Raw genomic sequence first — 25,889 nt, 5'->3', positions numbered from 1 at the left:
TCAACACTGTTCAACTGCGGTTCAAAGAGCCTCAAGGAAACTCACTAGATCTTCGATCTCGGTCCTGTTCAGTTTCAATGGCTGCAACAGATTGGAGTGCGTGGGAAACAGCGGATCAGCTGCTTCTTTCTTGGTGCGCGGCCGCTCGCGACCGCCGCCGAAGTTATAGAGCAACACGACTTTGCGCAGTGAAGATATGACACCATTGTGCATGTAAGGTGCGCTGTTACGGATATGGCGCAGGCTAGGTGTTGCGAAGGCACCAACATCTTTCGGATCATTGGTAACTTGATAACGCCCTAAATCCTCCAGTGGCTTACCGAAGTAAGTCAGGCCAAGATTGTGGAACTTGCCATCTGTCAGAGCTGGACCATTGTGGCAGTTCATGCAGCGGGCTTTGGTACGAAACAGATGCAGGCCGCGGATCTGGCTGTCGCTCAAGACGCTGTGGCGACCCTCCATAAACAGATCCAGCCGTGTTTTCCGCTCCAGTCCGCGTTCAAAAGAGGCAAGCGCGGTTGCCAGAAGATCCGCTGAGATTCGGTTGGCTTCAAAAGCATCGAAAAACATCTCGGGGTAGACGTCATGGGTGTTCAACCGCTCAAGAACTTTATCAAGCTCAGCTGCCATCTCAATCGGATTTTCAATTGGCCCGAGTGCCTGCTCCTCCAGCGTTGCAGCGCGGCCATCCCAAAAGAGGGAAGGGCGATGCACGGCAGTTATCACCGCTGGTGCATTTCGGTTGCCCCTTTGACGGTCATGACCAAATGAGGTTTTGACGCCATCCGCCCATCCAAGTTCCCTGTTGTGGCAACTCTGACAGGAAATCTGTCCGCTCTTGGAAAGAATTGGATCATCAAACAGCTTCGCGCCAAGCGCAGCAATCAGATGCTCCTTTGAACCTTTCTCAGGTCTCATGGGTAGCTGCAGCGGAGCCATCTCGCTCCACTCAACACCTTCATCAATGGTTGGTGCAGGCCATTCTGATACCGGCTTTTGATAGATGGCACGAAGCGGCTCACCTGCAGAAGTTTGCGCGAAAACAGCGCCAGCCGCAGGCAATAGGAGCACCGCTGCAGAAACCGCAGCAGTCACCCTGGAAACAGTGATCTTCTTAAGCATGTTACTTTGCTTTTATTGTCATGAAAAAGAAAAAGGCCAGCTCCCCGGCCCAAACTTTAGAAGCTCGTCTTCAACCCCAACCAGAACTGACGACCTTTTTTGAAGGGATTTGTGTCTGACGCAGTCGCATTCCCGGTCTCGTTGAAGACGTTATTTACCTTTGCAGTAACAACCGTTTCTCCGAACTCGGTCTTGGCAAGTTGGTAGGAGGCGCCAGCGTTTACATAGGTTGTGAAATCATAGCGGTGATCAACGTAGACATCATGCTTCTGCTCTGTGCCATCGACTTCAATATCAATGTTTTCCTTGCTGTCGATGACACCGTCATACGGCAGAGTAAAAGAAGCGCTGCTCCAGAGTTTCAGGCGATTATCCAACAATCCGGCTTGCAAACGAAGGCCACCCCGGATTGGGATGTCTAGATTGCCCTTTACCCCATCAAATCCGGATTCCGTGTAAGACTTGCCCTTGTAGTAAATGTAGTCTTCTAATTCGACTTCTTCGAAGTAGCTGTTATTCGTGACATGACGTTTCGCCCATGAAGCGCTGACACTGAAACCGAGCGTGTTAAGCGGTCCGAATGAAAGATCGCTCCAGGTCTTAGCGTACTCAACTGAAACACTGTCGTACTTACTTGAACCATCATTAGTCAAAGCATCGCCAGCTTCATTTTTTGCGAAGCGATCTTCACCCTTTCGATGTAAGTATTTGATGCGAAATACACCATCAATGAGTGGATCTGTTACACTTGCGCCGACTGTGTACTCATCGTTGTAGGGTGTCCTCAGGCCAAAACTTGCGTAGTCAATAGCCGTTTTGCTGCTTTTGTAATACCAACCGCCTTCGGTATCTAACGCGTTGCTAATATTTCCATTTTCAATATTTCGCCAGTGAGTTACACTTTTGCTGTCGCCAGACTTTAGAGCATATCCAAGCATGCTGTCGTCATAGTAACGATTAAAGCCACCTGAGATAACGACACGATCAGTTGCTTCCCATGACGCCTTTAAACGTGGAGCAACATTCACATTATTTAAAAAATTTTCGTAGTCCAACCGCACCCCAGGCTGGAACTGGAAGTTGCCATAGTTGAGTTCAGTTTCAGCCCACAAATTTACTTCAGTTAATGCCACGTTGGTTTCGTACGGGGAGTAAGTAACACGAGAACGAGCATACATTTCATCATTCCAGCAAGCTGGATCATCTGCTGATACGCAGTCAAACGTACCGATTTTGGATGAGGAGTAAAACGTCAACTCTGTCGGCCGCTCGCGACGAGCGAAGATACGATTGACGCCAGCGCCTGCTGAGAACTTATGCTCAAGCCAATCCCCGTCAACACTGAAGCTTGAACCTAAACTGGTTTCTGATTGAGTTTTTTCGCCGAGTCCTCCGTAGAAGCAGCCGATATAACTTTCACCAGGGAGGTCACGACAAACATCACTCAACCCATCGACGAAATCACCATTTCTAGGCTTAGCTGTCAGTGCATAAAACGCGTTGTTTTTGTCAATGTTTCCCTTCTTGGAGGTGTTGATGAAGAATTTTGAGTCAAAGTTCAGGTTACTAATCTCGCCCAGATCGCCGAAGTCTTTTTGGAAGCTAAGTTGAGTGGAAGACCCGTCGCCGGTAATCTCAGCCGCCTCGTCCATTAAATAGCGATGAGATTCAAACTCTTGATCGTAAAGCGTTGTAGTATTCGTAACGGATAACTCTCCCCAGTCCCGATCTAGCTTCAGCTTGTTTAGGAAAGTCATAGACTGCGTGTTTGTTGAAACGTCTTTTTGTTCAACAAATTGAGGTTCTCGTTCGCGTGTTGTGTTGGCGTATCGGTTAGAGAAGCTTGAAAGAATTGATAACCCATCTGCAATTGGTCCGCTTACTCCGATTGATCCGTTAAGTTTAAGGAACTCGTAGGGCTTAACATCATAAGGGTTTTTGCCATCATCAGTAGCGATGTTAAACTTAGCTAATGTGTCTGCTGTGCCCTCAATAGATGCAAAGCCTGACCAACGATCTGTAGTAGGATTGATTGTTTCAGCTTCAATGACGCCTCCTTGAAAACCGCCATAACGTGCAGAAATATCGCTATCTTGGACGGTGAGGGTCTGTACGACTGCATCTGGGATATAGACTGTTTGAGAGTGCAACCCATAGGTTGCTTTTAAGTCGATAATCTTTTCGTCAAGGGGAAGGTCTGCTTTATCGTCATATCCTGCTCCACGAGAGTTAATGCCAATTCCATCAAGCATAAAAAGATTTGCGTCTACATCTGCACCCGAAATGGAATACTGACCAGGACGTAAATCTTGCTCATTTGTCGCATTATCGCCTGCGTCAGTGCTCGTATGATTTTGCCACTGAACATTCGGAAGTGTCTTGAGCTGGGAGTTGATATCGCCGCCTGCATCTCCTCCGGTTTTAATAAGGCTGCGACTGATTGTTGTTTTGCCGATGGCGCGAGGGTCTCCGTCACCAAATAAGCTCTCTGTATTGGAAGGATTGGTGTTGGCATAAACGACAACCTCATCCAGTAACTCGCTGTCGGCTGAGGCATCTGCTTTGCTTCCGAAAGGGAGTAGTGCGACGGAGGTGGATGAGCGCTTGCGAAGTTGTAAGCCGGTTCCACTAATGAGCTTTCTCAGAGCAGCTTCTGGTGACATGTTACCAGAGACGCCAGAAGAACGTTTGCCAGCAACCGCATCACTGGAGTAACTGATCTGCCAGCCGGTCGTTGCGATGAACTCTCTGATCGCTGAGGAAAGCGGCTGTGCGCTGATCGAAAATGAAACAGACTGTTCTTGAGCGATTGCCGCAACATGTTGGTTGAAAACGACTGAACCGGTTGTAAGTGCAGAGCAACCCAAAAGAGCTGTAACCAGAAGATGTGAAACAGAGTTTCTGTTTAATCTCTGGGTATTTTTCTTTCCCAGAATATCAGCGAGCAAGTGCATATTGTCCCAACTTTTTGCCGTGCAGTTCACTCAGCGATGCTTCAAATATCGCCATCTAAAAAGAACGACGTTTGAAACATTCCAATCCGGCAAAAAAAGTTGAGTATTTAATTCATGAAATAGATTCCAGTTGGCAATCGATAAAGTTTCGCCCCTGCTGCGAGGGTGAGTGTCTCAATAGCTTCAACTAGATTGTCTGTTTTAAAATAACCACTTACCCGTATGTCACGAAGAGCAGACGAGGTAATGAAAATGGAGCTGTTGTAGTATCGTTCAATTTCTTCAACTGCCTTTGAAAGGGGGACATCCTCAAGCACCAGCCGGCCCTCTCGCCAAGCCAGAACTTCAGCTGGATTAATCTCTGTGCTCTCTCCAATTCCTTTTGAGGAGATGCGGCTCAACTCCCCCGGCTTCAGCTCTCTGGCTGTATCTGCATCATTTGCCCGTGTGAGTTCCACACGACCTCTCTCCAACACCACTCGGTCTTCAGTCTTGCTTGTCAGCACCGAAAAGGCGGTGCCGAGAACTGTCACTTCTCCATAACCACCGGTGACCTGAAACGGTCTTTGAGCATCATACAAGACATCAAAATAGGCTTCTCCGCGAAGAACGTGAACGCGGCGTTGTGTACCTTCAAAATCCAGCGCAACAGCTGTTTCGCTGTTCATGAGCATAGAAGAGCCATCCGGCAGAGAAATCTGTCGCATTTGTGCAGATTGAGTCGTGTAATCAGCCTGCAAATAGATCCACCAATCAGAAAATTGTGTCGCTCCGACCATCAAAGTGAAAGCAGCTGCTATTCCAACCAGCCTTCGGAAAGCCTTCCGCGGATGAGTTTCCGTCGCGGGTCGACGAGCTGAAAAAGTCTTCAACTCCCGCACCGCCTTCTTAAAGGCTGATGCTCCCCAAATCTCTTCCAGTCTGGTGAACTCCTGGCGATGTCGCTCACTGGTGTTGAACCAGGCTGAGAACTGTTTCCTTTGATTTTCGGAGGCATCTTCTTGCAGCTTTAGAAACCAGTTCAGTGCTTCATCAGCAACGGGATCAGGGTGCCTGAAAACTCTGGCTTCTTGGTCGTCTTTGGTGTTGTTATCTTGGAACGAGTTCATAAGAAACTGCTTGAAATAATTATTGTTTTAGGTTCGGAAAAAATTTTATTTTCGCTCAAGCCGATGGAGTGCATCCCGGCAATGAGCCATGGCCAACTTTAGATCGTTGAACACGGTTCGTTCAGAAACATCCAGATGCTTGGCAATTCTGTGATTTGGCCATTCTTCTATACGGCTTAAAACGATGACCGTTTGCGCCCGTGACGGAAGACAGGAAAGCGCGCTATGAAACTCCCTAAAACGCTCACGTTCTATCAAAGCATTTTCCAGGGAGTAGACATCTGCAGGAATGCTATCCAAAGCGTCCGGCGCACCGTTATCCATCTCGTAGGTTTGGCGTGTTTTGCTTCGGCGCAGATGGTCTAATGCAAGATTTCGGGCAGTCTGATGCAAAAAGCCTTCAACATGACTGATCTGCTGTGATTCTGAAGTTCTTTGTGCTCGGAGATAGGCTTCCTGAGAAAGGTCCTCAGCAATGCCGGGATCCTTCACAATACGCAAAATACTGCCAATCAACGAGCGACGCTCGTTCATAAAGATCGAAGCTAAGGTCGGCGACATCTTTAACTACCCGAAGAAGATTAAGTTTACTCCTCGGGCGTCGGCTAAAGGATTGAGCGCTGTATAACACAACACGACACCTAGGGAAGTCCCCTACAGCAAATGCACTACAGAAATTCCCTCAATATTGGGCTAGTGAAATTTTGCTACCCCTCAACACCTTCCGCATATCCACCTTCTCGAAGGTCGTCTTGAGAGTTGCGTCATAGCGGGCTTCGCGGTGGTATTCGCGGTAGCCGAGGTGCTGGTAGAGGGTGAGGGCTCTTGTGTTTTGGGCGGTGACGGTGATGAGTGCGTGGGAGTGGGTGATTTGGGCTTCCAGTGAGCGCAAGAGGGCGGTGGCGAGGCCCTGGCCTTCGAAGGTGGGAGCGATCCAGAGGTCGGTGATACGGTTGTCAGCATGTTCTCTTGCGCCGAAACCTGCGAGTTGATTGCCGATCTGCGCGACCAGTACGTGTGCATGGCATGCTTTCAGGAAAGGTAGGAAGGGATTGCTGACCTCAAACTCCTTCGCGATGTGAGCGGGCACAAGCGGTTTGATGCCTTTGCGCCAGGCTTCCAGTCCGATTACTGCCAGTGGTTCCGCGTCTTCAGCGGTTGCCGGCCTGATGGTTAGCGTGGGTGAAGAGGCTTGAGAGAAAACCATGGCAATCGGGAAAGGTGTATTGGCGCTCGCCTAGTTGGCGCGGTTGAAGCTTTGGAAGCCTTTGCAGGCCTTGGGGCTTTTGGCGTTGGGTTGGCTGAGTTCGCCGCAGGTCTTTCTCGTCACGGATGAAACGCAGGCAATCGCTTGTCTTTTTTGCGCGTTGGAGGTGGCCTCACTGGCAAAGTCGGCTTTGATTACCGCGCACGCCTGATTGACGCTGTTGTTGATGGCCGTTGCCGTGGGATGCTGCTTTGAGGATGCATCAATGCCCATCTGCTCAAAAGCGCAAGCCTTCAGCTTCTCGCACATGTTGGCGATTGCTGCGTTAAGATCAGAGGTCATTCCCGCAGTTGCGACGCTGGATGAGGCAAGCAGAAGAGAAGCAGCAAGGCATAGGTTTTTCATCACAGACTCAAGTTTGTATTGGTCACATGAGCATTTTGAGTTGCTGACATGACCAACACAATCACCAAGATCTGCTGGCTTTACCCTCAGGGTTTCGCCATGATCCGAAAGTTACTGCCGTCATCTTTACGCACCTTCCCTCCGTCCCAAAGAAGGTGCAGTGACCTCATCTGAGGATGGAAACCTTGCCGCGTAGGATGTCGAAGAACATCACGAAATCGCCGAGAAGGCTGTAGAACGGGAACTTGAATGTGGCTGGCTTGTTCTTTTCAAAAAAGAAATGCCCAATCCATGCAAAGCCATAGCCAACCACAGGCACGGCGAGCAGCCACGTCCAGAGGCCGAACGTAATGATGTAGGCGACCAGACCAAGTACAAGGGCTGTTCCGGTGAAGTGCAGGCGGCGGCTGACCACGTTCTGGTGTTCTGCCAAATAAAACGGATAGAACTCTTTGAAACTGCCAAACTGCTGGTTATGGCTATTGTTGGCTTCACTCATTGCATTATCCCCCCTTAATCTGCCGATAGTACGTTAGCAGCACTGCGGCCTGACGCGTGATGAACAATCGCGCGCGTTCTCCCAATCCTGCCTCTTTTTCCGGAAGAAGCATAGACCTGACCAATCTACGCATGGCGCGGGCATGCTCGCGATAGCGCTGTGTCGGGCTCTGGCCCTTGCCGCGCTGTTCCATGGTGATGTTGGTGTGGTTTTGGCCGCGCACCAGCAAAGCGGACTGGTTGTCGGCCCGCACATTGCTTTTGGCCGCCACATAGCGAATGGCAAAGCCGATACGCCGGTCATCCGTGGTGTTGGCGTCAGAACCATGCACCAGCTGGAAGTGGTGCAGAGACATCTCACCGGGCTTCAGCTCCATATAGATCTGACGTTCCGGTTCCAGCTCCTCAACCGGAATTTCCTGTCCGCGGGTGAGCAGGTTGTCTTTGGCGTAGGTGTTGATCTGCGTGCGGATGGATTTGTGGCTACCCGGTTCCACCTTCATCACGCCGGATTGAGCCGTCGCAGGGCTGAGCGCAACCCAGGCGGTGACCACATCATCCGCGTCCACCCCCCAATACGCAGCGTCCTGATGCATGGAGACGTAGGATTTGCTGCCCGCTTCCTTGGTGAACAGGTTGGTCATCAGGCACAGGATGTCCGGGCCGATCAGCTGTTCAACTGCATCCAGAATAACCGGATGGTGCACCAACTCGTCCGCCCAGTCATACAGCAGGTAGGATTTGTTACACTGGGCCTTGTCGAGCGGATGGCCTTGAAGCTTCTCAACGGCCTCCAGCTCTGCACGCATGCGGATGGCGTCGTCTGATCCCAAAACCTTGATTGGGAATAAAAAGCCCTCGCTTTGGTATTGGCCTGTGTCGATTGTGTTGGCGGTGTCTGTCAATGTCATGCTGGAACCATCCTTGAAATAAGCGTTGCGAAGGTTGCAACAAGACCGAGTGAGGCTGCGCCAAGAAGAACTGAAAGTGCCGGTATGCGTTCGCGTGTGCCGGTGTGCGGGTCCAACCGCGTAAACAGCATAGCGTAAAGATTGCCGGTCATGAACGCCCATGCGCAAAGCATAAGAACAACACCGGCTGCACTTTCAAAAATCAAAGCAGAAATGATGAGCACGCCGCAAGCCAGATAGTCATCAATGGACAGCGGCCAATATTTGTTGGTTCTGACCAAAATGAGTGTTTCGCCTACGCAGAGTATTGCTGCGAGAACAATTGCGTAAATTGGCAGATAAGTTTGAAACTCCCCCAAAGTTCTCCCTCCCAAATTGTGGAAACAGCGTTACCGAGTCTTGTTGATGTGTCAAGTTAATTGATCTCGATCAATTCCGGAGTGTTTTTCGGTACATCTTGGGACAAGGCGGCTAGGAGACAAATGAAAACCGGATACAATGGGAGAAGTTGGGGGGAGCCAATAAGAATGACCGTGGACGTAGACCGTAGAACAATAAAGCCAGAAGCGCTCGAAACACTTCGCAAAACCATTCTGGAGATCTTTTCCTCCGGAATGTATCAGGACGTGGGAATCCGGCAGATCTGTCAGCAGGCGCGTGTGAGCCCACAAACGGTTTACAAGTACTTTGGCAACAAGGAAGAGATGCTCTACGCCTGCATCAAAGGGGATCTTGAAAACCTGTATGCAGAAGCAATGCAGGCTGCCCGAGAGGCTGAGAGCACGGTCGATAAATGCCTTACCTTTCTGGATATCTGGTGCGAGTTCTATTTCGCCAACCCAAGCATCGCCCGCATCGTGTTTCTGAACATTCCGCAAGCCTATTGGATGGGGCAAACCCAGTTCACGCACGTTGCTTTGCATGATGAAACCACCCGCATCATCGCAGATGGCCAGAGTGAGGGAACCGTCTGGGATGAAACATCCGCTGAGCTGCTGGGACAGGCCATCATGGGCATGGCCCACCGCCTGCTCACCCGCTGGCTGATGACCGACAAAGTCAGCGGCGAGGAAACCAAGCAGGCGCTTGCAAAAAGCATCAGAAAACTTCTACAGCCTTAGGGGAAGAGGGGCCTAATCCAGCTCAATGTCGGTGGCGTGTGAGATGAGGCGTTTCAGGCTGTTGGTGCCTTCATCGACGGATTTTTGCGCCTGAATGGCCTTGCCGTTCTCAAGGTGGCCTTGTGCATTATCGAAGTGGCCTTTCACTACATCCGCTTCTTTCACATAGGCATCAAAGCTTTGCTTGGCGTTCTCATCAGATTGGCTGATGAGCTTGAGGTCTTTGTGCTGATCCAGCCAGGACTTTGCTTCATCTTTTAGCTGAAGGAGCTGTTTTTCAACCCACTCCAGCTGCCCTTTGGCCTTGTGGGTCATGCTGTAGAGCTGGAAGCGGATTTTCCTGAGTGGAAGTACTTTTTCTTCAGCTTCTTCAACCCTGCCGGAAATCAAATCAGACTGCGCTGAGGTGAGCAATGTCTTCAAAGACTTGCACTCTGCTTCATACTGGTGGGCGTTGGGCAGACAGTCTTTAATGAAAGGCAGCCGTTCATATGCCTGATCCAAGGCATTGCGCAGGTTCTCGATCTTCTTGCGGGTTGGGATGGGCTTGCCCTTTTCAACTGGCCCATCTGTTTCGTCTTCTGATGTTGAAGCACTGGCAAACCAGATCTGCTGCATATCAAACAGCGCGCTTTCATTTTCATGCACCACTGCAATGGCACCTTGATAATCTCCGCCGGAAAGCGCTTGCAGGCCCTTTGGAGTGGCAGCGGCCACCTTGTCAAAGGCAGCGGTAAACTGAGCGAGTGCCTCCGGTGCATGCTCCAATTCTGAGGAACGCTTGTTCAACGCGGTGGCGTCTGCAAGGGTTTTATCCAGCCGCTGCTGCGCATCCTCCCGGTTCTTCTCAATCTGCTCCTTGGCATCCTCATAGGCTTTAACGAAACCTTCCTTCTTGCCTTTGATCTTGCCAAGCATGAACTTCAGGCCCGGATAGCTGTGGTCAGCAATCGCCTTTTGCATCCGAAGCAGAGGAAGGTTGGCGATGCGGTGCGCTTTGTCGAAGGCGGCCGTCTCAACGCCCCACTGCACCAGTTCATCGCGGTGTTTGTAGGTGTCTTCAACGGTGTTCTTGTAGGCCTCAACAGCAGGCATTTCTTTGGCGATCATCTCGTCTGCATGCTTGCAGCCCTGCTGCAGAACCTTTTTGCCTTCGCTGATGTGATATTGCACCTTGTCCAGCAAGGTTTTCAGCAGGCTGATGGTTCCCGCATCCGGGCGCTGCTGACCAGAAAAATTCTTATTGAACTGCTTGAAGGTGTTGCTGATCTTCTCAACCTGCACCTTAAACGCCTCGATATGCTCCTTGGTGACCAACTGCTTTCGGGCCTGCGCGTCCAGTTTCTGGGCGTTGGTGGCCAGTGTCTGATACCGATTGGAGAGTTGCGTGATCTCAGCTTTGAACTGCTCTGCCGCCTGCTCAGCCTGCTGCTGATAGGCCGCGGGACTGTCTTTGGAAACCAGCACGCGCGCGCGGCGGGCGGCTCGTTTGCCCGGATTGACCTCGTTGGGCTGCGTATGGCCTGCATTGCTCTCGTCCAGTTGCACCTCATCCACGTTCTTCAAGTTCAAGTGTTTGAGGACCAGTTCGGTCCACTGTTCCTGCTCGGGGGTGGGGTTAGACTTCGGCATCGAGATGCTCCAAACGACTGCGCATACTTTGGCTTTTCATCATCTATAAGGCTAAAATACTGAGCATTCTTAAGGGAGATACTGTCAAATGAGCAGTTCAGTTAACCGCGACTTGAGCCACGTACGATGTTTTGCTGCGAATTTTCACTAAGAGTACTAGAGTGATCGAAGCATCTCACAGCGCCTGCATTTTGTGATGGACGTCACAGTTTTGCAGGGCAAGGTGCAAAATTTACAAATTGCGTCTGGTATGTACACTTCGTGCTTCCTAGTTTAAGCAGCGAGAGAAGGGCAACAAGAGCTGGCAAAGCGCCAAAAGCTCGGCTGTAAGAGATTGCAAAAAGAGAATGATTAAGAAAATTGCTGGTGGAGTGCTGGGCGTTGTGGTGATTGGAGTTGGTGCGATCTACGCCAGTGCCTACACCAATATGGGGCAGAAGCCAGATGAGGAACACAAAGCGCAGCTAGCCCAGTCTGACCAATGGGCTGATGGCAGCTTTGCAAACAAGCTTCCCATGGTCCGCGGACCACTGAGCGAGATCTTCCGTCAGTTCATTTTGGAGCCGACCGATCACAACCGCCCGCAGCAACCTGTTCCAACCGAGACCATCGGCGACCGTCTGAACACACCACCTGAGTCTGGTGCCCGCGTGACTTGGTTCGGCCACTCCACGCTTCTGGTGGAGCTGGAAGAGACACGTATCCTGATCGACCCGGTCTGGAGCAAGCGCGCCTCTCCACTTCCATGGGCGGGGGTAGAGCGCTTCTATGATCCGCTGATTGCACTGGAAGACCTGCCTGAAATTGATGCGGTGGTGATCTCTCACGATCACTACGACCATCTGGACATGGCAACCGTTCAAAAGCTGGCGCAACAACAGGTGAAATGGATCGTTCCGCTGGGAGTAGGATCTCACTTGGAATACTGGGGCGTTGCGAGCGCTGACATCACCGAGCTCGACTGGTGGCAGTCCGCAATGGTGGAAGAGACTACTGTGACCGCCACACCGTCCCGCCACCGCTCTGGCCGGTCTGTCACCTTCAGCGATGTTAATGCAACGCTCTGGGCAGGCTGGGCCTTCAATGGTCCTGAGCACGCCGTGTTCTACTCCGGCGACACCGGCATGCATGATCGCTTTGAGGAGATTGGTGAACGCCTCGGCCCGTTTGATCTGACGGTGATCGAGACCGGCGCGTACAACCCACTTTGGAAGGACACCCATCTCGGTCCGGAGCAAGCGGTTCTGGCCCACAAACTGGTGAAGGGTAAAACCATGTTGCCGGTTCACTGGGGCCTGTTTGACCTGTCCTCCCACAACTGGACAGAACCTGTTGAGCGAGTGATGGTTGCCGCTGAAAAATATGGTGTTGATCTGGCTGTGCCGCTGCCGGGTGGTTCTGTTGAGCCGGGGCAGGTGGTCTCCACCACAGCATGGTGGCCCCAAGTGCCATGGAAAACCGCAGAAGAACGCCCAATCTGGGCAACGCGTGTTGAAGAAATCGTCAAACGCGCCAAAGAGATGAACAGCGGTGAACCTCAAGTGGCCTCCCGTCCGTCAAACTGACAATTCAGAAGGAGAGTAGGCGAAGGCCCATGGGCGCTAACTTAAGGATGGAAGTCTCGGAATTTGTTGGCGTTTTCGTCGCCTTGGAGGCTCCCATATGGTTCTCCAGAACGTGTGGCCATGATGTATAACACTGCTCATGTCACAAACGCCCTGAATAGCTGAGATCAATGACTGGCGCAGCAGTTTGTATATGCGCCAGGTGGAAGGGTTCCAGCTTTGTTTGCTCTCTTCCTCGGGTGCGTGTGCCAGCAGGTCCTCGCTTTTGCGTTCAATCAGAAGGGCGAGGATGAGGTGGGCTAGAAGCCAGGACTTTGCTAAGGCTGGGTCTTTTGCAGGCAGGCGGTCGATGTGGAGGATGCTTTTCAGGCGCTTGAATGCAAGTTCGATTTGCCATCGCAAGCGATAGAGGTCCGCAACGCTTGCCGTGTTGAAGTCTTCTTTCGGGAGGGACGTGACCAGCAACATATACTCGGCAGCAATCAGAGATTTTGGAGTTAGCTTTGATCCTTTTTTACTGGAGATACGGCGCAGGCGCTTTTTCTCTTGTTCTATCGCTGCTGGTGGTTTGCGGATGGCAATCAGACGGGCGGGTACGTCATAGGCTTTTGAGCGTCCTTGAATAATAACCAGACGATCAATCGGCGTTGCATTTGTGGCTTCTGTCAAAACAGAGAACAGATCTAACCGGGAACCGTCCGGATGAAATAAGCGGAACTTTCGCCAGCCGGTACGGACTATGAAATCACCGCCATTACTGATGATAGGATGCAGCCCTTTCGCAAAGGCATACCCTCGGTCCGCAATGTGAATCTCACCCGGATTAACCAGATTCCGTGTCAGGCATTCTGCCCCGTGACCGTCTGAAATTTCAAGATGTGCAAAGCGTGCAGTGGCCGGATCATAGCTGGCATGGATTTTAAAGTCTGTCCCTTTGCTCCCCGGCGCAGACACGGTGGTTCCATCAACCAGACGCAGCCGATACCCACTCGGGAAATCAGCGCGGCTTGTATCTGCCAGCAACTCAGTAGCGATGTACTCCAGCCATTGTGTTGCTCCCCTAAGCCGGTTGAGTATAGCAACATCAGAAAGCTTACCCAGACCGGTCATACATGCCCAGGCTGCAGTGCTGCGAAGGGACATACCGCAAGGCCCGTAAGCAAATGCGAGGCGGAGCAGATCTTTACCGCTTGAGATTTCCCGTCTTCTCTTCAGTGCGCCAAACTTAACAGCAGTATGGTCCAGATCAAGAGTTGCAGGAAGAGAAGATAGAGCATCTTCCCATTCAGATGACAAAAGAGGAGCAGAGGTCATCACCTCGTGAATCACACAATGATTCCAAAGGTCCACAATGACTTTTTCGATTCCACAACAAGATCGAACTTTCGGCCTGCTGCCTTTGGTTTGGCAATGAAAACGTTTGTCCCAGAACTGGCGTGTCAAAGATAAGTTGAAGAGATGCGAGTATGGGATTTCTGGTTTTGATCACGCCAGTTGCTGGTTGCCGTTGCGCGCCTCAGCGGAGGGAGGCAAACGTTGATCAAGGCAACTCTCCAGACAGGCTTAAACGCGATGTAAACGGACTTGCTTATTGGGGAAGTAGTGAAGAAGCTCAAGTAGATTTCCTGAAGTTCTGTATGCCTTCTTTTGAGGCAAAACTCTCTGAAAGAGAGGCGTTGTTTCTACAGAACTAATCAACCGTGTCGGAGAGGTTCTTTCTATCTCAGGAGTTCATAGTTCATAATCACCTACTCATCACGCTTTAAAAGCAACTTGCGGGCGTGGTTTATGCTACTAGTTCCTCCGGCAAGATGACCATATATGTGATCAATGCAATGGCTCAGTTGGAGTGAGGTCTTCTGGTGAAATGTGCGCAACTGAAGCTGTAGTGAGCCTAGGCTCAAGGTAAATTCCTCAGCAGGTTGCTGCGACAATCATCACAGAAGAAGCAAAAAGTTCAGCGAGATATGGTGTAGGGGAGGAGCATACTTGTGTAGCTGCCAGAAAGCGTGGTGTTAGCCGACAGACCATCATGCAGCTTAGGGATAAGCGGTGAAAGGTGGAGCGTTACGGCTGAAGGATGATCATACTTTTCTTGCCTGAGTAGATCACGGTGAGCTCTGACCTGTTATGCCGGGCGAAATAAACCTGTGGTCCCAGCATCAACAATTCTCAGCTTTTGGTTTTCTTGTCGCTTGAACTCTTTATGCTCTCTACATGTTAAAAGCTTGTAGCGCGTGTTCGGTATGGGTTGTCCGAAACGATATGAGCACGAAGTTCCATAGAGCAAAATAGATTCAATAAGCAAAAACACGTCTGGCTAATGAGGATTATCGATGCGGAGTTTATGTTTTTTCCTTCTGGCTTTTCTTTCAATGGGGGCAATGGCGATAAGTGAAGAAACCGAAAAAAAGCGCGTACTCATCTTTTCCGGCATGAGTACATCTCAAAGTGATACTTTTTATGCTCACCTTGAACAATCAAATCCAGAAATCAACGGATCATTCAGGCCCAAGGATCTCAATGAAGCAAATTATGTGGTCTACCTGTTAAAGACTTGGGATGATGCGCGGTTTGCGCCAGGAGCAGAAGAATTACCTGAGATATTCAAACACATTGAAGCGATTAAAAAGCCAGCTACTGATGTTAGTCTAAAAGCTGCCCTTAGTGACGACCGTGATATCAGGTTTATTTTTTACTCACTGGCTGATTCTGAATATCCCTCATTAGAGTGTATTGCCAATCATTTAGCACTAGAAGTTTCTCGCAAGCAAGGAGATCACTTCGAAAACAATATGATCCGTGATTGTGCTGCGAAACTGGTGTCGGCAAATGACTGATATCGAACAGCCTGTTTTATGATGCGACTTTAGATTTTATATTAGGTGATAAGATTACATTTCGTTGGGTCTCAAACTTAACACTACAATTGTAGCAAGTGTCTATAAAAATTAACAACAACAAAATCTAATAAAGGATCTTCAATTGAGTATATTTAAATATCTTATAAATATATTATTTCCATTTCTTGGTACTTACCTTGTATCTGGAAGAGTATATTTAATACCTTTGTCATCTATAATATTTATTCTTACGTTTTTCGGAGATGGTGTTATCTTCAAAGAGAATTTCTACCTGAATTTCATTAGCTCATTCATCGGAGGTTTGTATGTTATATTAATGCCATTATCTATGTTCTGTACTAAAGAGCTCAACCATGGAACCAATAAAGGGAGTTCGTTCATAGTATTAATATATATAGTAATATTGTTCGGCCTAAGTGAGCTATACTTCAATAGCAATTTTTATGATCCGTCTGATTATTACTTTAATTTACTAAAATATACAAATATAAATATTTTTAAGACGTGAATTATACGTACTATTAACGTATAAATTGCTGATTTATGAGTTTAAAATTCATACTTGTTTTCATCCTGCATTCCAGCCAGTATCTCAATTAATATTGCTGAAAAAAGTTGTTAGCGGAGAAACTTATGATTTACAAAGCTGCGAAGCCGGCTGCTGAGAAATTGGCTGATCTACTAAAGGAGGCACTCAAGGAGCTAACAGAAATTGACTCTTTATCTTTAGATCACGCTTATATAGATAGAATATCTAAAGATCTTGAAGTGACCTTTGACGAAGCAAGATATCTTTATAATCAAGACAATAAATTATACCAAAATTATTATGGTGATTATCCGCTGGAACCTGAGCCTATAAGTAAAAATCTCAAGAAATTACTTGACGACCGAGAGGGAGCTCCACAGCCTTCGAAAGAATTGGATATTGATCCAGACTTTCGTGGGCCATTTGATGCCAAAATAGATTATAATTGGGATTTGCGCGGATCGCATGACCGAAACACTCCTCCCTCTGGCCCTGCGCTCCCAGTAGATCCTCTAAGCCAACTATATCGGGATTTAGACAACGCGCCAACCTCATGGCCTGGTAGTAGTGATACAGTACCAACTCCGATAGCTAAGCCCATTCCTACACCGCCGCCTAAGCCGACATCGCCCCCGCAAAATGATCATAACGATGATAAGGAGAAATCAGGAAGACCTGAGCCGAACTATGGTCGCTCTGATGGCGGAGATCCACATGGCCGAAACGATAATGATCGCCATGACCGGACAGTAGGAGATCGGCGTGATGATTATGATGGTAAAGGAGGCTCAAGTGATAGCCGTGACGTAGGTAGCCGCGAACATGGCACCTGTTTTGTTGCCGGCACGCTGATCCTGATGTCGGATGGCTCTGCCAAGCCGATTGAGCAAGTTACTCTTGAAGATCAAGTGATGGCCTTTGATGGTCTTGGTGCGCTTGAGCCGCGCGAAGTTACTGATCTGTTTGTCCATGGCAAAAGACAAGTTCTGGATGTAGATGGTGTGCAGGTCACCTCTGAGCATCCGTTCTTGCTGGCTGATGGTAGCTTCCGACCTGTTGCCGAGCTTCGCGCTGGAGATCAGATCGTTCGCGCAGATGGCTCGCTCCATACCATTGAGCAGATTGCGGACGTTGAAGGCCGACATACGGTTTACAACTTCACGGTTGAGGGTCTGCACACTTATGTGGCGGCAGACTTTAGGGTGCACAACAAGTTCGTTGATCCGGTTATTCTTGATTTGGATGGCAATGGCATTCAGGTGACGCGGCTGGATCAGTCGACCATGTTCATGGATGCAGGCGGGGACGGTCTGGAGCATCGCACGGCCTGGGCGGCCAGTGGTGATGGGGTGCTGTTTTATGATCCCGATGGCCGCGATGCGATCACCGAAAAGCGTCAGTTTGTGTTCACCGAGTGGGATCCAACAGCAACCAGTGACATGGAGGCGCTGGCCTCTGTCTTTGACAGCAATGGCGATGGTGTCCTGAGTGCAGATGATGCTGCCTTTGCCAAGTTTAAGCTGCTGGTGACCAATCCGGACGGGTCCACCAGCGTCAAGACACTGACTGAGCTTGGGATTACGCAGATCAACCTGACGGCGGATGCGACGAATATTGAGCTTAGCGATGGTTCTGTCATCGCCGGGCAAACCACCTTTACCCGTGCAGATGGAACCACAGGCACAGTGGGCGACATGAAGCTTGCTGCATCCGACATGGGCTACCGGGTCGAACAGGTGGAAAGTGTTGATGGCTCTGGCGCCCGCACGCTGATTGCGACGGCCTATGAGAGTGATGGCAGCAAAGCCTATGAGATCCACTCTGTCACCAGCGCAGATGGGCTTTCTATCACCAACCGCTATGATGACAATGGGGATGGGGTCACCAACCGGATCCAGAGTATTGTGACGGTGGTTGGCTCTGATGGCAGCCGCACGCAAACAGAGAGCAATTTTGCTGGCAGCGATATGGCCAGCGCAGTCCTGCGCAGCCGAACCCAGACCACAACCAGCGCAGATGGAAACACCCTGACCATTGAGCGCGACATGACAGGCGGTGGCTGGTTCGACCAGCGCGAAGTGCGGGCAACGCAAAGCGACGGCAGCAAGGCCATTACCATCAGTGCTCTGGCCAAGGACGGGTCTGTGATCACCTCTCGCAGCGAAACGGTCTCCAGCGACGGTTCCGTGCGTGTAGATGGGCACGATCAGGATGGTGACGGGTCCGCTGATACCACCCAGACCCACAGTGTAACCGTAAACGGTGATGACAGCCGGTCTGAGACGATCGCGATTACCAACCAGGATGGCTCACTGCGCTCACACGTGAAGGAAGATGTCAGCGCAGATGGCCGCACAAAAGTGGTTGAGCGGGATCTGGATGGTGACGGTGACACGGACACCCGTGAAGAGCTGTCAATTACAGTTGCAGCAGATGGCCAGACGACCTCTGAACTTGCCGTTAAGAACGGTGATGGTTCCCTGCGCAGTTCAACCACAACCGTTCAGTCTGCTGATGCGCTGACCAAGACCACAACAGCGGATCAGGATGGCGATGGCGACATCGATCTGACCATCGTGGATACCACCACGATTGCCGCAGATGGCAGCCGTGAGCAGGTGGTTACGCAGACCAATGCGGATGGATCTGTGCGCTCGAAGACCCGGGAAACACTGGGCGCGGACAAGGTCAGCCAACAGACATTTGTGGACCTCAACCAGAATGGGAGCCTTGAGGCAAACGAGGTTGTGTCTTCAGTCGTGTCCAGCTCTACAACTCAGGATCGAATTGCCACAAGCTGGACCCGTAATGCGGATGGTTCTGTCAATGCAAAGACGGTCGCCACCACCAGTGCAGACGGTCTGCGGACCACCACGCACACAGACCGTGATGGGGATGGTGATACGGACGTCTCTGTTCAAGACATCACCAGCATTGATGGAGGCGGCAACTCAACGCGAACCCTCACCACGCGCAATTCTGACGGCTCGCTGCGTTCTCAAGCAAAGGTCAGCACCAGTGCGGATGGTTTGAGTGTTACCACAACCACTGACGTTGATGGGGACGGTCAGATCGACGTCCGAACGATTGAGGTTCTGGCGAAGGAGACCGATGGCGGTACTCGTCAGACCCGTTCAGACTATGCTGGTGATGGCAGCCTGATCTCAAAACAGGTCGTGGACGAAAGCGCAGACCGGCGTGTGAAGACCACCAGTACTGATCTGGACGGCGATGGTAACAGTGATGCCGTTTCCATTCGCACGGAACAGACAGACGGTTCCGTCAGCCTTCAGGAAACCTCTTATGCCAATGATGGCACGGCGCTTGGACAAACACTGACCACCAGCAGTGCCAATGGTCTGACCACAAGCATTGCAAGAGATCTGGATGGTGATTTATCTGCTGATGTGACGGTTACAAGTGAAACAGTGCTGAATGCTGATGGCAGCAAAACCACTTCCCAGGAAAGCCGGAATGCAGACGGCTCTTTGCGCAGCCAAAGCACGGTAAGCGTCAGTGATGACGGCCTTCAGAGCATCACGAAAACGGATGATGATGGTGATGGCACCTTTGAGCGCAGTGTTAAGGACACCACTGTGCTTAAAGCCGACGGCAGCACTGTTCGCACGTCTGAGACCCGCTCTGATAATGGATCGCTCCTGAGCCGTACGCAGGCGAGCCTCAGCGATGATGAGTTAAGCTCTGTTGTTAAGACAGACGCGGATGGTGACGGCACCTACGACCTTGTCAAAACAACAGTAGCTGAGCTTCAGGCAGATGGCTCCCTTGTCACCACAGTTGAGCTGCGTGATGGTTCTGGTGCGCTGCGCACCCGTTCTGTTGAAACAGTCTCAGACAATGAACGCTACCGCACAAGCAAGGTGGACGTAAATGGTGATGGTCAGGTTGACCAGATCACCACGCAGACTGTTGCAGAAGATGGTCAGGTCACAACATCTGTGCGCACGCAGTCAAAAGACGGCGAGTTGCAAAGTGAAAGCGTGACGCTGACCAGCGCCAATGGCCTGAGCGTCACAGAGCAGTTTGATCAGGATGGTGACGGTGTTTATGAGCGCCGCAATGAAACCACCCGCAGCCTGAATGATGATGGTTCCCAAACCACCACGACCTCTTTGAAGGGGCAGGATGGTACGCTTCTGAAACATACGGTTTTGGAGGTATCAGATGACACGTTGGTCTCCACGCGCCGTGATGACTTGGATGGTGATGGTCAGAGCGATCGGACAACCAACACTCAAAGGGTGCTTGGCGCAGATGGCAGCCAGACCACAACCAGCAGCATTACAGCTCAAAATGGCTCGTTGCTGAGCAAGACTGTAAGCACGATGAGTGCAGATGAGCGCTCTAGCACACGGTCGGTGGATATGGATGGCAATGGTCATCAAGATGAGGTTGTCAGCACCGTGATTGGTGATGATGGCGTGACCACATCTACAATGGCCTACTACTCTGAGAGCGGCGGTTTGCTGGCCAAAACGGTGCAAAGCAAAAACGGCAATGGCTTGGAAAACACCACGACGTTTGATCTGGATGGAGATGGCGTAACAGATCGCAGCATCAGTGATGTCACAGTCCTGTCTGATGATGGCAGCCGGACACAGACCGTGACCCATATGAATGGTCAAGGCTATACGGCCGCCCGTCTTGAGACACAGACTGATGATGATGGACTGAGCGGCCAGGTGCGCCTTGACCGGGATGGCAATGGTATTTTTGAAACTCGTTCTTCGTTTGAAACAGACTTTGCCAGCAATGGAGATGTGACGCGAACCACGACAACAACAGATACCGGTGGCTCAGTGGTCGCAAAAACCACTGTCACTACAAGCGGTGACAGTCTGCACGTGAGCGAGACCACCGACTTTAACGGCGACGGAACCACCAACCGTTCTGTAGACCGTGAACTGGGGGCCTCAGGCGGCGGAACAGAAACGCTCACGCTCAGCGCCGATGATGGACAGAAACTCTATAGCACCACGACAGTGACCAGTGCAGATGAGCGCAGTCGGACCTCTACCATTGATCTGGACGGCGATGGTGTGACAGATCAAAAGATCGAAACACAGCTGGACCTAAGCGGCAATCAAACCACAGTCCATTCTCAACTTCGCGAAGATGGGACTGCGGGAACCATTGTTACTCAGACCACCTCAGCCAACGGGCATGAGCAATCCTATGCGTTCGATCTGGATGGGGATGGCCGTGCGGATATCTTGCGCAAGACCAGTATCTCTTATGATGAGGCTGGCAATCAGGTGAAGGTGTTTGAGGAAAAGGATGGCGATACACTCAAGTACACCAGTACCACTGTCACATCAGGCAATGGCCTGACCGCAACAACTACGGTTGATTCCAATGGTGATGGTGAAACAGATACCACCACCGTTGATGAAACCATTTTGGGGACAGACGGCAGCACCACCTTTACCAGCACGGAGCGCTATGAGGGCGGAAGCCTGCGCTCCAGCTACCAGGAAGTCACCAGTGCAGATGGCCGAACAGTCTCGAAGAGTTATGACTTTGATGGGGATGGCAGGAAAGATAAAACAGAGGTCACCAAAACGCTGGCAGATGGCAGTAAGACAGTCACGGAGACGGCTTACAGTGCCAACGGTTCAGCTCAAAAGAGCTTTGTGACCCAAACCTCATCTGACGGTCTGACCACCACAATTGTGCGCGATGGCATCACGCAGACCATCGCACGTTCAGTGTTAAACGATGGCAGTTACACCTGGGACAACGGGGTAAGTGCGTCTTCAAGCAATGAACATATCAAAGTGAGCCATGAGATCGATGCCCATGGTCTGGAGACCTGGCGCATAGAAAAGACTGCCAACGGTTCAACCACGGTAAGCTTACAGCGCTTTGATGAGGCGGCGAAAAACCGTTTGCTGCAAGAAGCAGCTCAAATCTATGACAGCGTGCTCGACAGAAAGATGGACATCTCTGAGATTGAGGTGCTTGTTCAATACGCGGACAACAGCCAGCTTAATCACACTGCTCTGGCACAGGCGCTGCTTGCTTCCGATGAGTACACCACTCGTTATGGCACCTTAAGTGATGCGGGCTTTGTCGCAAGAGCCTATCAAAACACACTTGGCCGGGAACCTGAACTTGCAGAACTGGCAGAGCATCTTGAAGACCTTAACGCAGGTACATTCACCCGCGCACAGCTCAGCGTAGATCTGGCCCGGTCGGTAGAACACAAGGTGACCGGCAACAACACCGGGCAAACAAACAACGAAGATGTCTTCCTGTTCGATCTGGAAAAAGAAGAGGATCTGTTTGCCTCGTTCGGTGAGGAAGGGCCTGCCATCAAGACCAATGACATGGAGGTCAAGCTTGGAACAGATGGGGCCGATACGCTCCAGATAGGCTCAGCGGATGCTGCATTTGGCGGCGGTGGCAATGACACCATCACTGGCGGAAACAGTAATGACCTGCTTTATGGCGGCAAAGGCAACGATACCTTAAACGGGGGCAAGGGCCTCGACACTCTAGTGGGAGGTCAAGGCAATGACACGCTCAAGGGCGGTGATAGCACTGACGTGCTGACAGGTGGCGAAGGTAATGACCGACTAGAGGGCGGCTCCGGCAATGACGTTTACGCCTACAAGCGTGGGGATGGCAAAGACACCATCTCTGACAGCAGCGGCAGTGCAGATGTGCTGGTCTTGTCAGATCTAACCTTGGATGACGTAACACTGCGTCGTGAAGGCAATGACATGATTGTCTATGTGCTCGACAAAGACAATCCCGACACGCCTTTGGCTGACCTGGATGGTTCTATCCGCATCCAAAACTGGAACTCAGCCTCCAAGCGCATTGATACGCTTAGGTTTGGAGATGGATTTGAGGTGAAACTCTCTGAAATCGAAAGCACTTCAGCAACGGCTTCAGAGGTTTCTGATAACCGTGTCCGTCTTGATGGCACATCAGGAAATGATTTCATCGTCGGTACAAAAACAAGCAATTACATCAATGCAGGTGCCGGCAATGATATTCTTGACGCAGGAGGATACTCCAGTTCCTGGCAGCACCTGCAAGGTAAGGGAGGCAACGACACCTATCTGATCGGAGCCGATGACGGAGAAATCTGGATCACGCAGTATGGTGAAAATGCCGGAGGTGGAACTGATACAGTCCACTTCAAAAACCTATCTTTGAGTGATCTAAAAATTACGACCTATGACCATGACGACTATGGTCAAGCTCTTCGGTTCCAATGGGACAAGGATGGTCAGTCCGGTTCTCTCTTTCTATCGGACCTTGGTAAACACATCGAACGCTTTGAGTTCGCGGACGGAAGCATTACCAATGGAATCACAATTGACAGCCTTGGCCGCGTTGTTCTTCAGGGAACTAGTGGAAATGACATAATTGTAGGTGGTGAACGGAGTAACATTATCAATGCTGGTGATGGAAATGATAGGCTCGAAGCTGGTGGATACTCAAAGCATTACCAACATCTTCGAGGTCAAAAAGGGAACGATACTTATCTGATCGACAATGAGAACAATATCGTCTGGATCACTCAAGAGGCAGAGTGGTCAAACAGTGGGTATGACACTGTCATCTTCAAAGAGCTCACATTGAATGATCTGCAGTTCAGCTACTATACCCACGGCAACTATGGCCAGGCCCTTCGCCTGCAATGGGACAAGGATGGTCAGTCCGGCTCTCTCTTCTTATCAGATCTGGGTAAACACATCGAACGTTTTCAGTTTGCTGATGGCAATACTGTATCCAGTATCCGGATCGACAGTATTGGCCGTGTTGTTCTTCAGGGAACTGGCGGCAATGATGTGATTGTAGGTGGTGAGCGGAGCAACATTATCAATGCTGGTGACGGGAATGATACGCTCGAAGCTGGTGGATACTCAGAGCATTGGCAACATCTTCGTGGTCAAAAAGGGAACGATACCTATCTGATCAGCAATGAGAACAAGGATGTCTGGATCACTCAAGAGGCAGAGTGGTCAAACAGTGGGTATGACACTGTCATCTTCAAAGAGCTCACATTGAATGATCTGCAGTTCAGCTACTATACCCACGGCAACTATGGCCAGGCCCTTCGCCTGCAATGGGACAAGGATGGTCAGTCCGGCTCTCTCTTCCTCTCAGACCTGGGTGAACACATCGAACGCTTTCAGTTTGCTGATGGGCGCGCATTGAGCAGCCTCAAGATACGCGCAGATGGCCGCTTGGAGTTGCGCGGGACTGATGGCAATGATTTCATCACTGGTACAGATCTTGATGACTTCATCTATGCAGGCCAAGGAAATGATATTCTGGATGTCGGCACCGGAAATGGTTCATGGCAACATGCACGAGGGCAATCTGGCAATGACACTTACCTAATCGCCAAGAACAGTGGGCTTACCGTAATACACGAGGAAAGCCATGATGGAACAGACACGATAAAATTTTCAGATCTCTTGCTTTCTGACATTTCCTTTGAGTACGCAAACACTGAAAGTTACGGCAAAGCATTGATTGCCACCTGGGATAAAGATGATCCGGGTAAGCTCCAAATTTCCTTTGAGGGCAACAACATTGAGCGTTTTCAGTTTGCTGATGGGGTCATGCTTAGGGCAATTAAGCTCAATGTAGATGGTGCTGACAATTACCATGGAACAGACAGCGATGACGTCGTTACTGGTATCCGAGCTAATGGTTATAAAGCTCTCAGACTGTACGGTGAAAAAGGCAATGATACGCTAATCGCCGCAAATGCAAAGTTACCTGCTGGAGTTACCGACAGCGGCAGTCAACACCTTTACGGGCGCGAAGGTAATGACACTTATGTAATAAGCAAAAACAGTGGAGATGTGCGTATCACCGGTGATGCGGAAGAAGTTGGCATGGGGACAGATACTATCCGATTTATTGATCTGACCCTAGCAGAACTGACCATAGGTTACGCGACTACCGATCCAGCAAGCGAGTGGAATGGTGCATGGCATTTCAATTGGTCAGGAGAAGCAGCTCTTTTAATACAGAAAGAAGCTGAAATCGAAATGTTCGAGTTTGCTGACGGGACGACACTGTCAAAAATCGAAGTGAGAGCTGATGGCAGCCTAAAACTAACGGACACTCTTGGTGATGACATCATAAAGGGTGGAAATGGTGACCAGCAGATCATTGGTCGTGACGGAAATGATACGATTTTTGGAGGAGATGGAAATGACCAACTCTATGGAGGATCGGGGCGCGACAAACTCTATGGAAACGATGGCAACGATACTCTGAATGGTTACAGCTCCGGGTCAGACTATATTGACGGGGGCGAAGGAAACGATACCGTCCGGTACTACTGGGCGCGTTCTGGCGGTGTCAGTGTTAATCTTCAAGATAAAATTGGCCTCACTGGAGATGCTTCAGGAGATGTCTATGTTTCCATTGAAAACGTGATTGGATCAAACTTCGGAGATGATCATCTTGTGGGAGATGATAGTGCCAATATCCTGAATGGATATGCAGGGAACGATACGCTAATTGGTGGCAATGGCAATGATACACTGATTGGGGGACAAGGCTCAGACATCTTCGTATTTGGTAATGCTCATTTTGGAAATGATACAATCAAAGATTTTGAAGCTGGAGCTGGCTCTGACGATGTTATTCATTTCGACAGCGCGTTCTTTGCGAATTTTGAAACTGTGTTAGCTGCAGCAAGTACGAATGGAAGTGATACTGTAATTAGCTTAGATGGAAACAACTCGTTGACACTGAAAGGAATTCAGGTGTCAGAACTACACACGGACGACTTCCAGTTTATCTGATTTTTTGCCTAAAACACCAGCACTGCAGTTTCTGCACCGCAGTGCTGGTATCGGTTTTGAAAGAACCATGGTGATTATTTCTAGCTGGCAACAACAATCAAAATTACATCAACAATTTCAAGCCGTTATTCCTTAAGTTAGCGCCTATGAGGCGAAGGCCACTCTC

The 25,889-nt window shown here is 50.3% G+C and carries 16 protein-coding genes and 1 pseudogene; 5 read left to right on the top strand and 12 right to left on the bottom strand.

The features are described 5' to 3' along the window. Positions 1-21 precede the first annotated feature (21 nt). The 10 genes and pseudogenes from PSE_RS25460 to PSE_RS25420 all read right to left on the bottom strand — a co-directional run bounded on the left by PSE_RS25460 (position 22) and on the right by PSE_RS25420 (position 8,565). A complete protein-coding gene (locus PSE_RS25460; RefSeq protein WP_014290275.1) occupies positions 22-1,122 on the bottom strand; it encodes a cytochrome-c peroxidase in 1,101 nt (366 codons plus the stop codon). 56 nt (positions 1,123-1,178) lie between these two features. Continuing rightward, complete coding sequence (locus PSE_RS25455) at positions 1,179-4,076, bottom strand: TonB-dependent receptor (RefSeq protein ID WP_014290274.1); 2,898 nt, start codon at positions 4,074-4,076, stop codon at positions 1,179-1,181. A 107-nt stretch (positions 4,077-4,183) separates the two neighbouring features. Next, on the bottom strand, positions 4,184-4,948 hold the full coding sequence (locus PSE_RS25450; protein WP_244421411.1) for a FecR family protein: 765 nt from the start codon (positions 4,946-4,948) through the stop codon (positions 4,184-4,186). A 96-nt stretch (positions 4,949-5,044) separates the two neighbouring features. Beyond that, positions 5,045-5,185: pseudogene (locus PSE_RS27755) on the bottom strand (FecR family protein); the annotation flags it as partial. Positions 5,186-5,230: 45 nt separating this feature from the next. Next, entirely contained in the window at positions 5,231-5,719 is a 489-nt protein-coding gene (locus PSE_RS25445) for an RNA polymerase sigma factor (protein WP_014290272.1), read from the bottom strand. A 148-nt stretch (positions 5,720-5,867) separates the two neighbouring features. Further along, positions 5,868-6,392: a GNAT family N-acetyltransferase gene (locus tag PSE_RS25440; protein ID WP_014290271.1), complete on the bottom strand. Its 525-nt coding sequence runs from the start codon at positions 6,390-6,392 to the stop codon at positions 5,868-5,870. Between the two features lie 30 nt (positions 6,393-6,422). Next, positions 6,423-6,797 carry a hypothetical protein gene (locus tag PSE_RS25435; RefSeq protein WP_014290270.1) on the bottom strand — a complete coding sequence of 125 codons (375 nt, stop codon included), beginning with the start codon at positions 6,795-6,797 and terminating at the stop codon, positions 6,423-6,425. Between the two features lie 166 nt (positions 6,798-6,963). Further along, positions 6,964-7,296, bottom strand: a complete 333-nt coding sequence (locus PSE_RS25430) for a DUF962 domain-containing protein (RefSeq protein ID WP_014290269.1) — start codon at positions 7,294-7,296, stop codon at positions 6,964-6,966. Between the two features lie 4 nt (positions 7,297-7,300). Continuing rightward, entirely contained in the window at positions 7,301-8,206 is a 906-nt protein-coding gene (locus tag PSE_RS25425) for a phytanoyl-CoA dioxygenase family protein (protein WP_014290268.1), read from the bottom strand. Beyond that, positions 8,203-8,565: a hypothetical protein gene (locus tag PSE_RS25420; protein ID WP_014290267.1), complete on the bottom strand. Its 363-nt coding sequence runs from the start codon at positions 8,563-8,565 to the stop codon at positions 8,203-8,205. The genes PSE_RS25425 and PSE_RS25420 overlap by 4 nt, the downstream gene beginning before the upstream one ends. Before the next feature lie 168 nt (positions 8,566-8,733). On the opposite strand from PSE_RS25420, the gene PSE_RS25415 reads away from it, so the two are divergent. Next, positions 8,734-9,327 (top strand): TetR/AcrR family transcriptional regulator, encoded by a 594-nt coding sequence (locus PSE_RS25415; protein ID WP_014290266.1) that lies wholly within the window; start codon positions 8,734-8,736, stop codon positions 9,325-9,327. A gap of 12 nt (positions 9,328-9,339) precedes the next feature. Here PSE_RS25415 and PSE_RS25410 read toward each other — a convergent pair whose 3' ends face one another. After that, complete coding sequence (locus PSE_RS25410; RefSeq protein ID WP_051126010.1) at positions 9,340-10,959, bottom strand: hypothetical protein; 1,620 nt, start codon at positions 10,957-10,959, stop codon at positions 9,340-9,342. Positions 10,960-11,306: 347 nt separating this feature from the next. Between PSE_RS25410 and PSE_RS25405 the strand changes: the two genes are divergently transcribed. Further along, positions 11,307-12,524 (top strand): MBL fold metallo-hydrolase, encoded by a 1,218-nt coding sequence (locus PSE_RS25405; protein WP_014290263.1) that lies wholly within the window; start codon positions 11,307-11,309, stop codon positions 12,522-12,524. A 36-nt stretch (positions 12,525-12,560) separates the two neighbouring features. Here the strand turns inward: PSE_RS25405 and PSE_RS25400 are convergent, their stop codons facing one another. Next, the gene (locus PSE_RS25400) at positions 12,561-13,838 is read right to left on the bottom strand and encodes an IS4 family transposase (RefSeq protein WP_148266297.1); all 1,278 of its coding nucleotides are present in this window, start codon (positions 13,836-13,838) and stop codon (positions 12,561-12,563) included. A gap of 152 nt (positions 13,839-13,990) precedes the next feature. Between PSE_RS25400 and PSE_RS25395 the strand changes: the two genes are divergently transcribed. The 3 genes from PSE_RS25395 (at position 13,991) to PSE_RS25380 (ending at position 25,723) form a co-directional block, all read left to right on the top strand. Next, a complete protein-coding gene (locus PSE_RS25395) occupies positions 13,991-14,218 on the top strand; it encodes a hypothetical protein (protein WP_041769209.1) in 228 nt (75 codons plus the stop codon). A 642-nt stretch (positions 14,219-14,860) separates the two neighbouring features. Beyond that, entirely contained in the window at positions 14,861-15,364 is a 504-nt protein-coding gene (locus PSE_RS25390) for a hypothetical protein (RefSeq protein WP_041769207.1), read from the top strand. Between the two features lie 1,410 nt (positions 15,365-16,774). Further along, the gene (locus PSE_RS25380) at positions 16,775-25,723 is read left to right on the top strand and encodes a DUF4214 domain-containing protein (RefSeq protein ID WP_041769204.1); all 8,949 of its coding nucleotides are present in this window, start codon (positions 16,775-16,777) and stop codon (positions 25,721-25,723) included. Positions 25,724-25,889 lie beyond the last annotated feature (166 nt).

This window comes from Pseudovibrio sp. FO-BEG1 (genome assembly GCF_000236645.1).
GTDB lineage: Bacteria > Pseudomonadota > Alphaproteobacteria > Rhizobiales > Stappiaceae > Pseudovibrio.
The sequence above is the reverse complement of the archived record's forward strand: the minus strand, read 5'-3'. Positions and strand labels throughout refer to the sequence as shown.

Coding starts and splice junctions, on each gene's coding strand:
- PSE_RS25435 (WP_014290270.1), bottom strand. CDS start 6,797: ATGAAAAACCTATGCCTTGCTGCTTCTCTTCTGCTTGCCTCATCCAGC.
- PSE_RS25410 (WP_051126010.1), bottom strand. CDS start 10,959: ATGCCGAAGTCTAACCCCACCCCCGAGCAGGAACAGTGGACCGAACTG.
- PSE_RS25405 (WP_014290263.1), top strand. CDS start 11,307: ATGATTAAGAAAATTGCTGGTGGAGTGCTGGGCGTTGTGGTGATTGGA.
- PSE_RS25440 (WP_014290271.1), bottom strand. CDS start 6,392: ATGGTTTTCTCTCAAGCCTCTTCACCCACGCTAACCATCAGGCCGGCA.
- PSE_RS25455 (WP_014290274.1), bottom strand. CDS start 4,076: ATGCACTTGCTCGCTGATATTCTGGGAAAGAAAAATACCCAGAGATTA.
- PSE_RS25395 (WP_041769209.1), top strand. CDS start 13,991: ATGGGATTTCTGGTTTTGATCACGCCAGTTGCTGGTTGCCGTTGCGCG.
- PSE_RS25415 (WP_014290266.1), top strand. CDS start 8,734: ATGACCGTGGACGTAGACCGTAGAACAATAAAGCCAGAAGCGCTCGAA.
- PSE_RS25460 (WP_014290275.1), bottom strand. CDS start 1,122: ATGCTTAAGAAGATCACTGTTTCCAGGGTGACTGCTGCGGTTTCTGCA.
- PSE_RS25430 (WP_014290269.1), bottom strand. CDS start 7,296: ATGAGTGAAGCCAACAATAGCCATAACCAGCAGTTTGGCAGTTTCAAA.
- PSE_RS25445 (WP_014290272.1), bottom strand. CDS start 5,719: ATGAACGAGCGTCGCTCGTTGATTGGCAGTATTTTGCGTATTGTGAAG.
- PSE_RS25400 (WP_148266297.1), bottom strand. CDS start 13,838: ATGACCTCTGCTCCTCTTTTGTCATCTGAATGGGAAGATGCTCTATCT.
- PSE_RS25380 (WP_041769204.1), top strand. CDS start 16,775: ATGTCGGATGGCTCTGCCAAGCCGATTGAGCAAGTTACTCTTGAAGAT.
- PSE_RS25425 (WP_014290268.1), bottom strand. CDS start 8,206: ATGACATTGACAGACACCGCCAACACAATCGACACAGGCCAATACCAA.
- PSE_RS25390 (WP_041769207.1), top strand. CDS start 14,861: ATGCGGAGTTTATGTTTTTTCCTTCTGGCTTTTCTTTCAATGGGGGCA.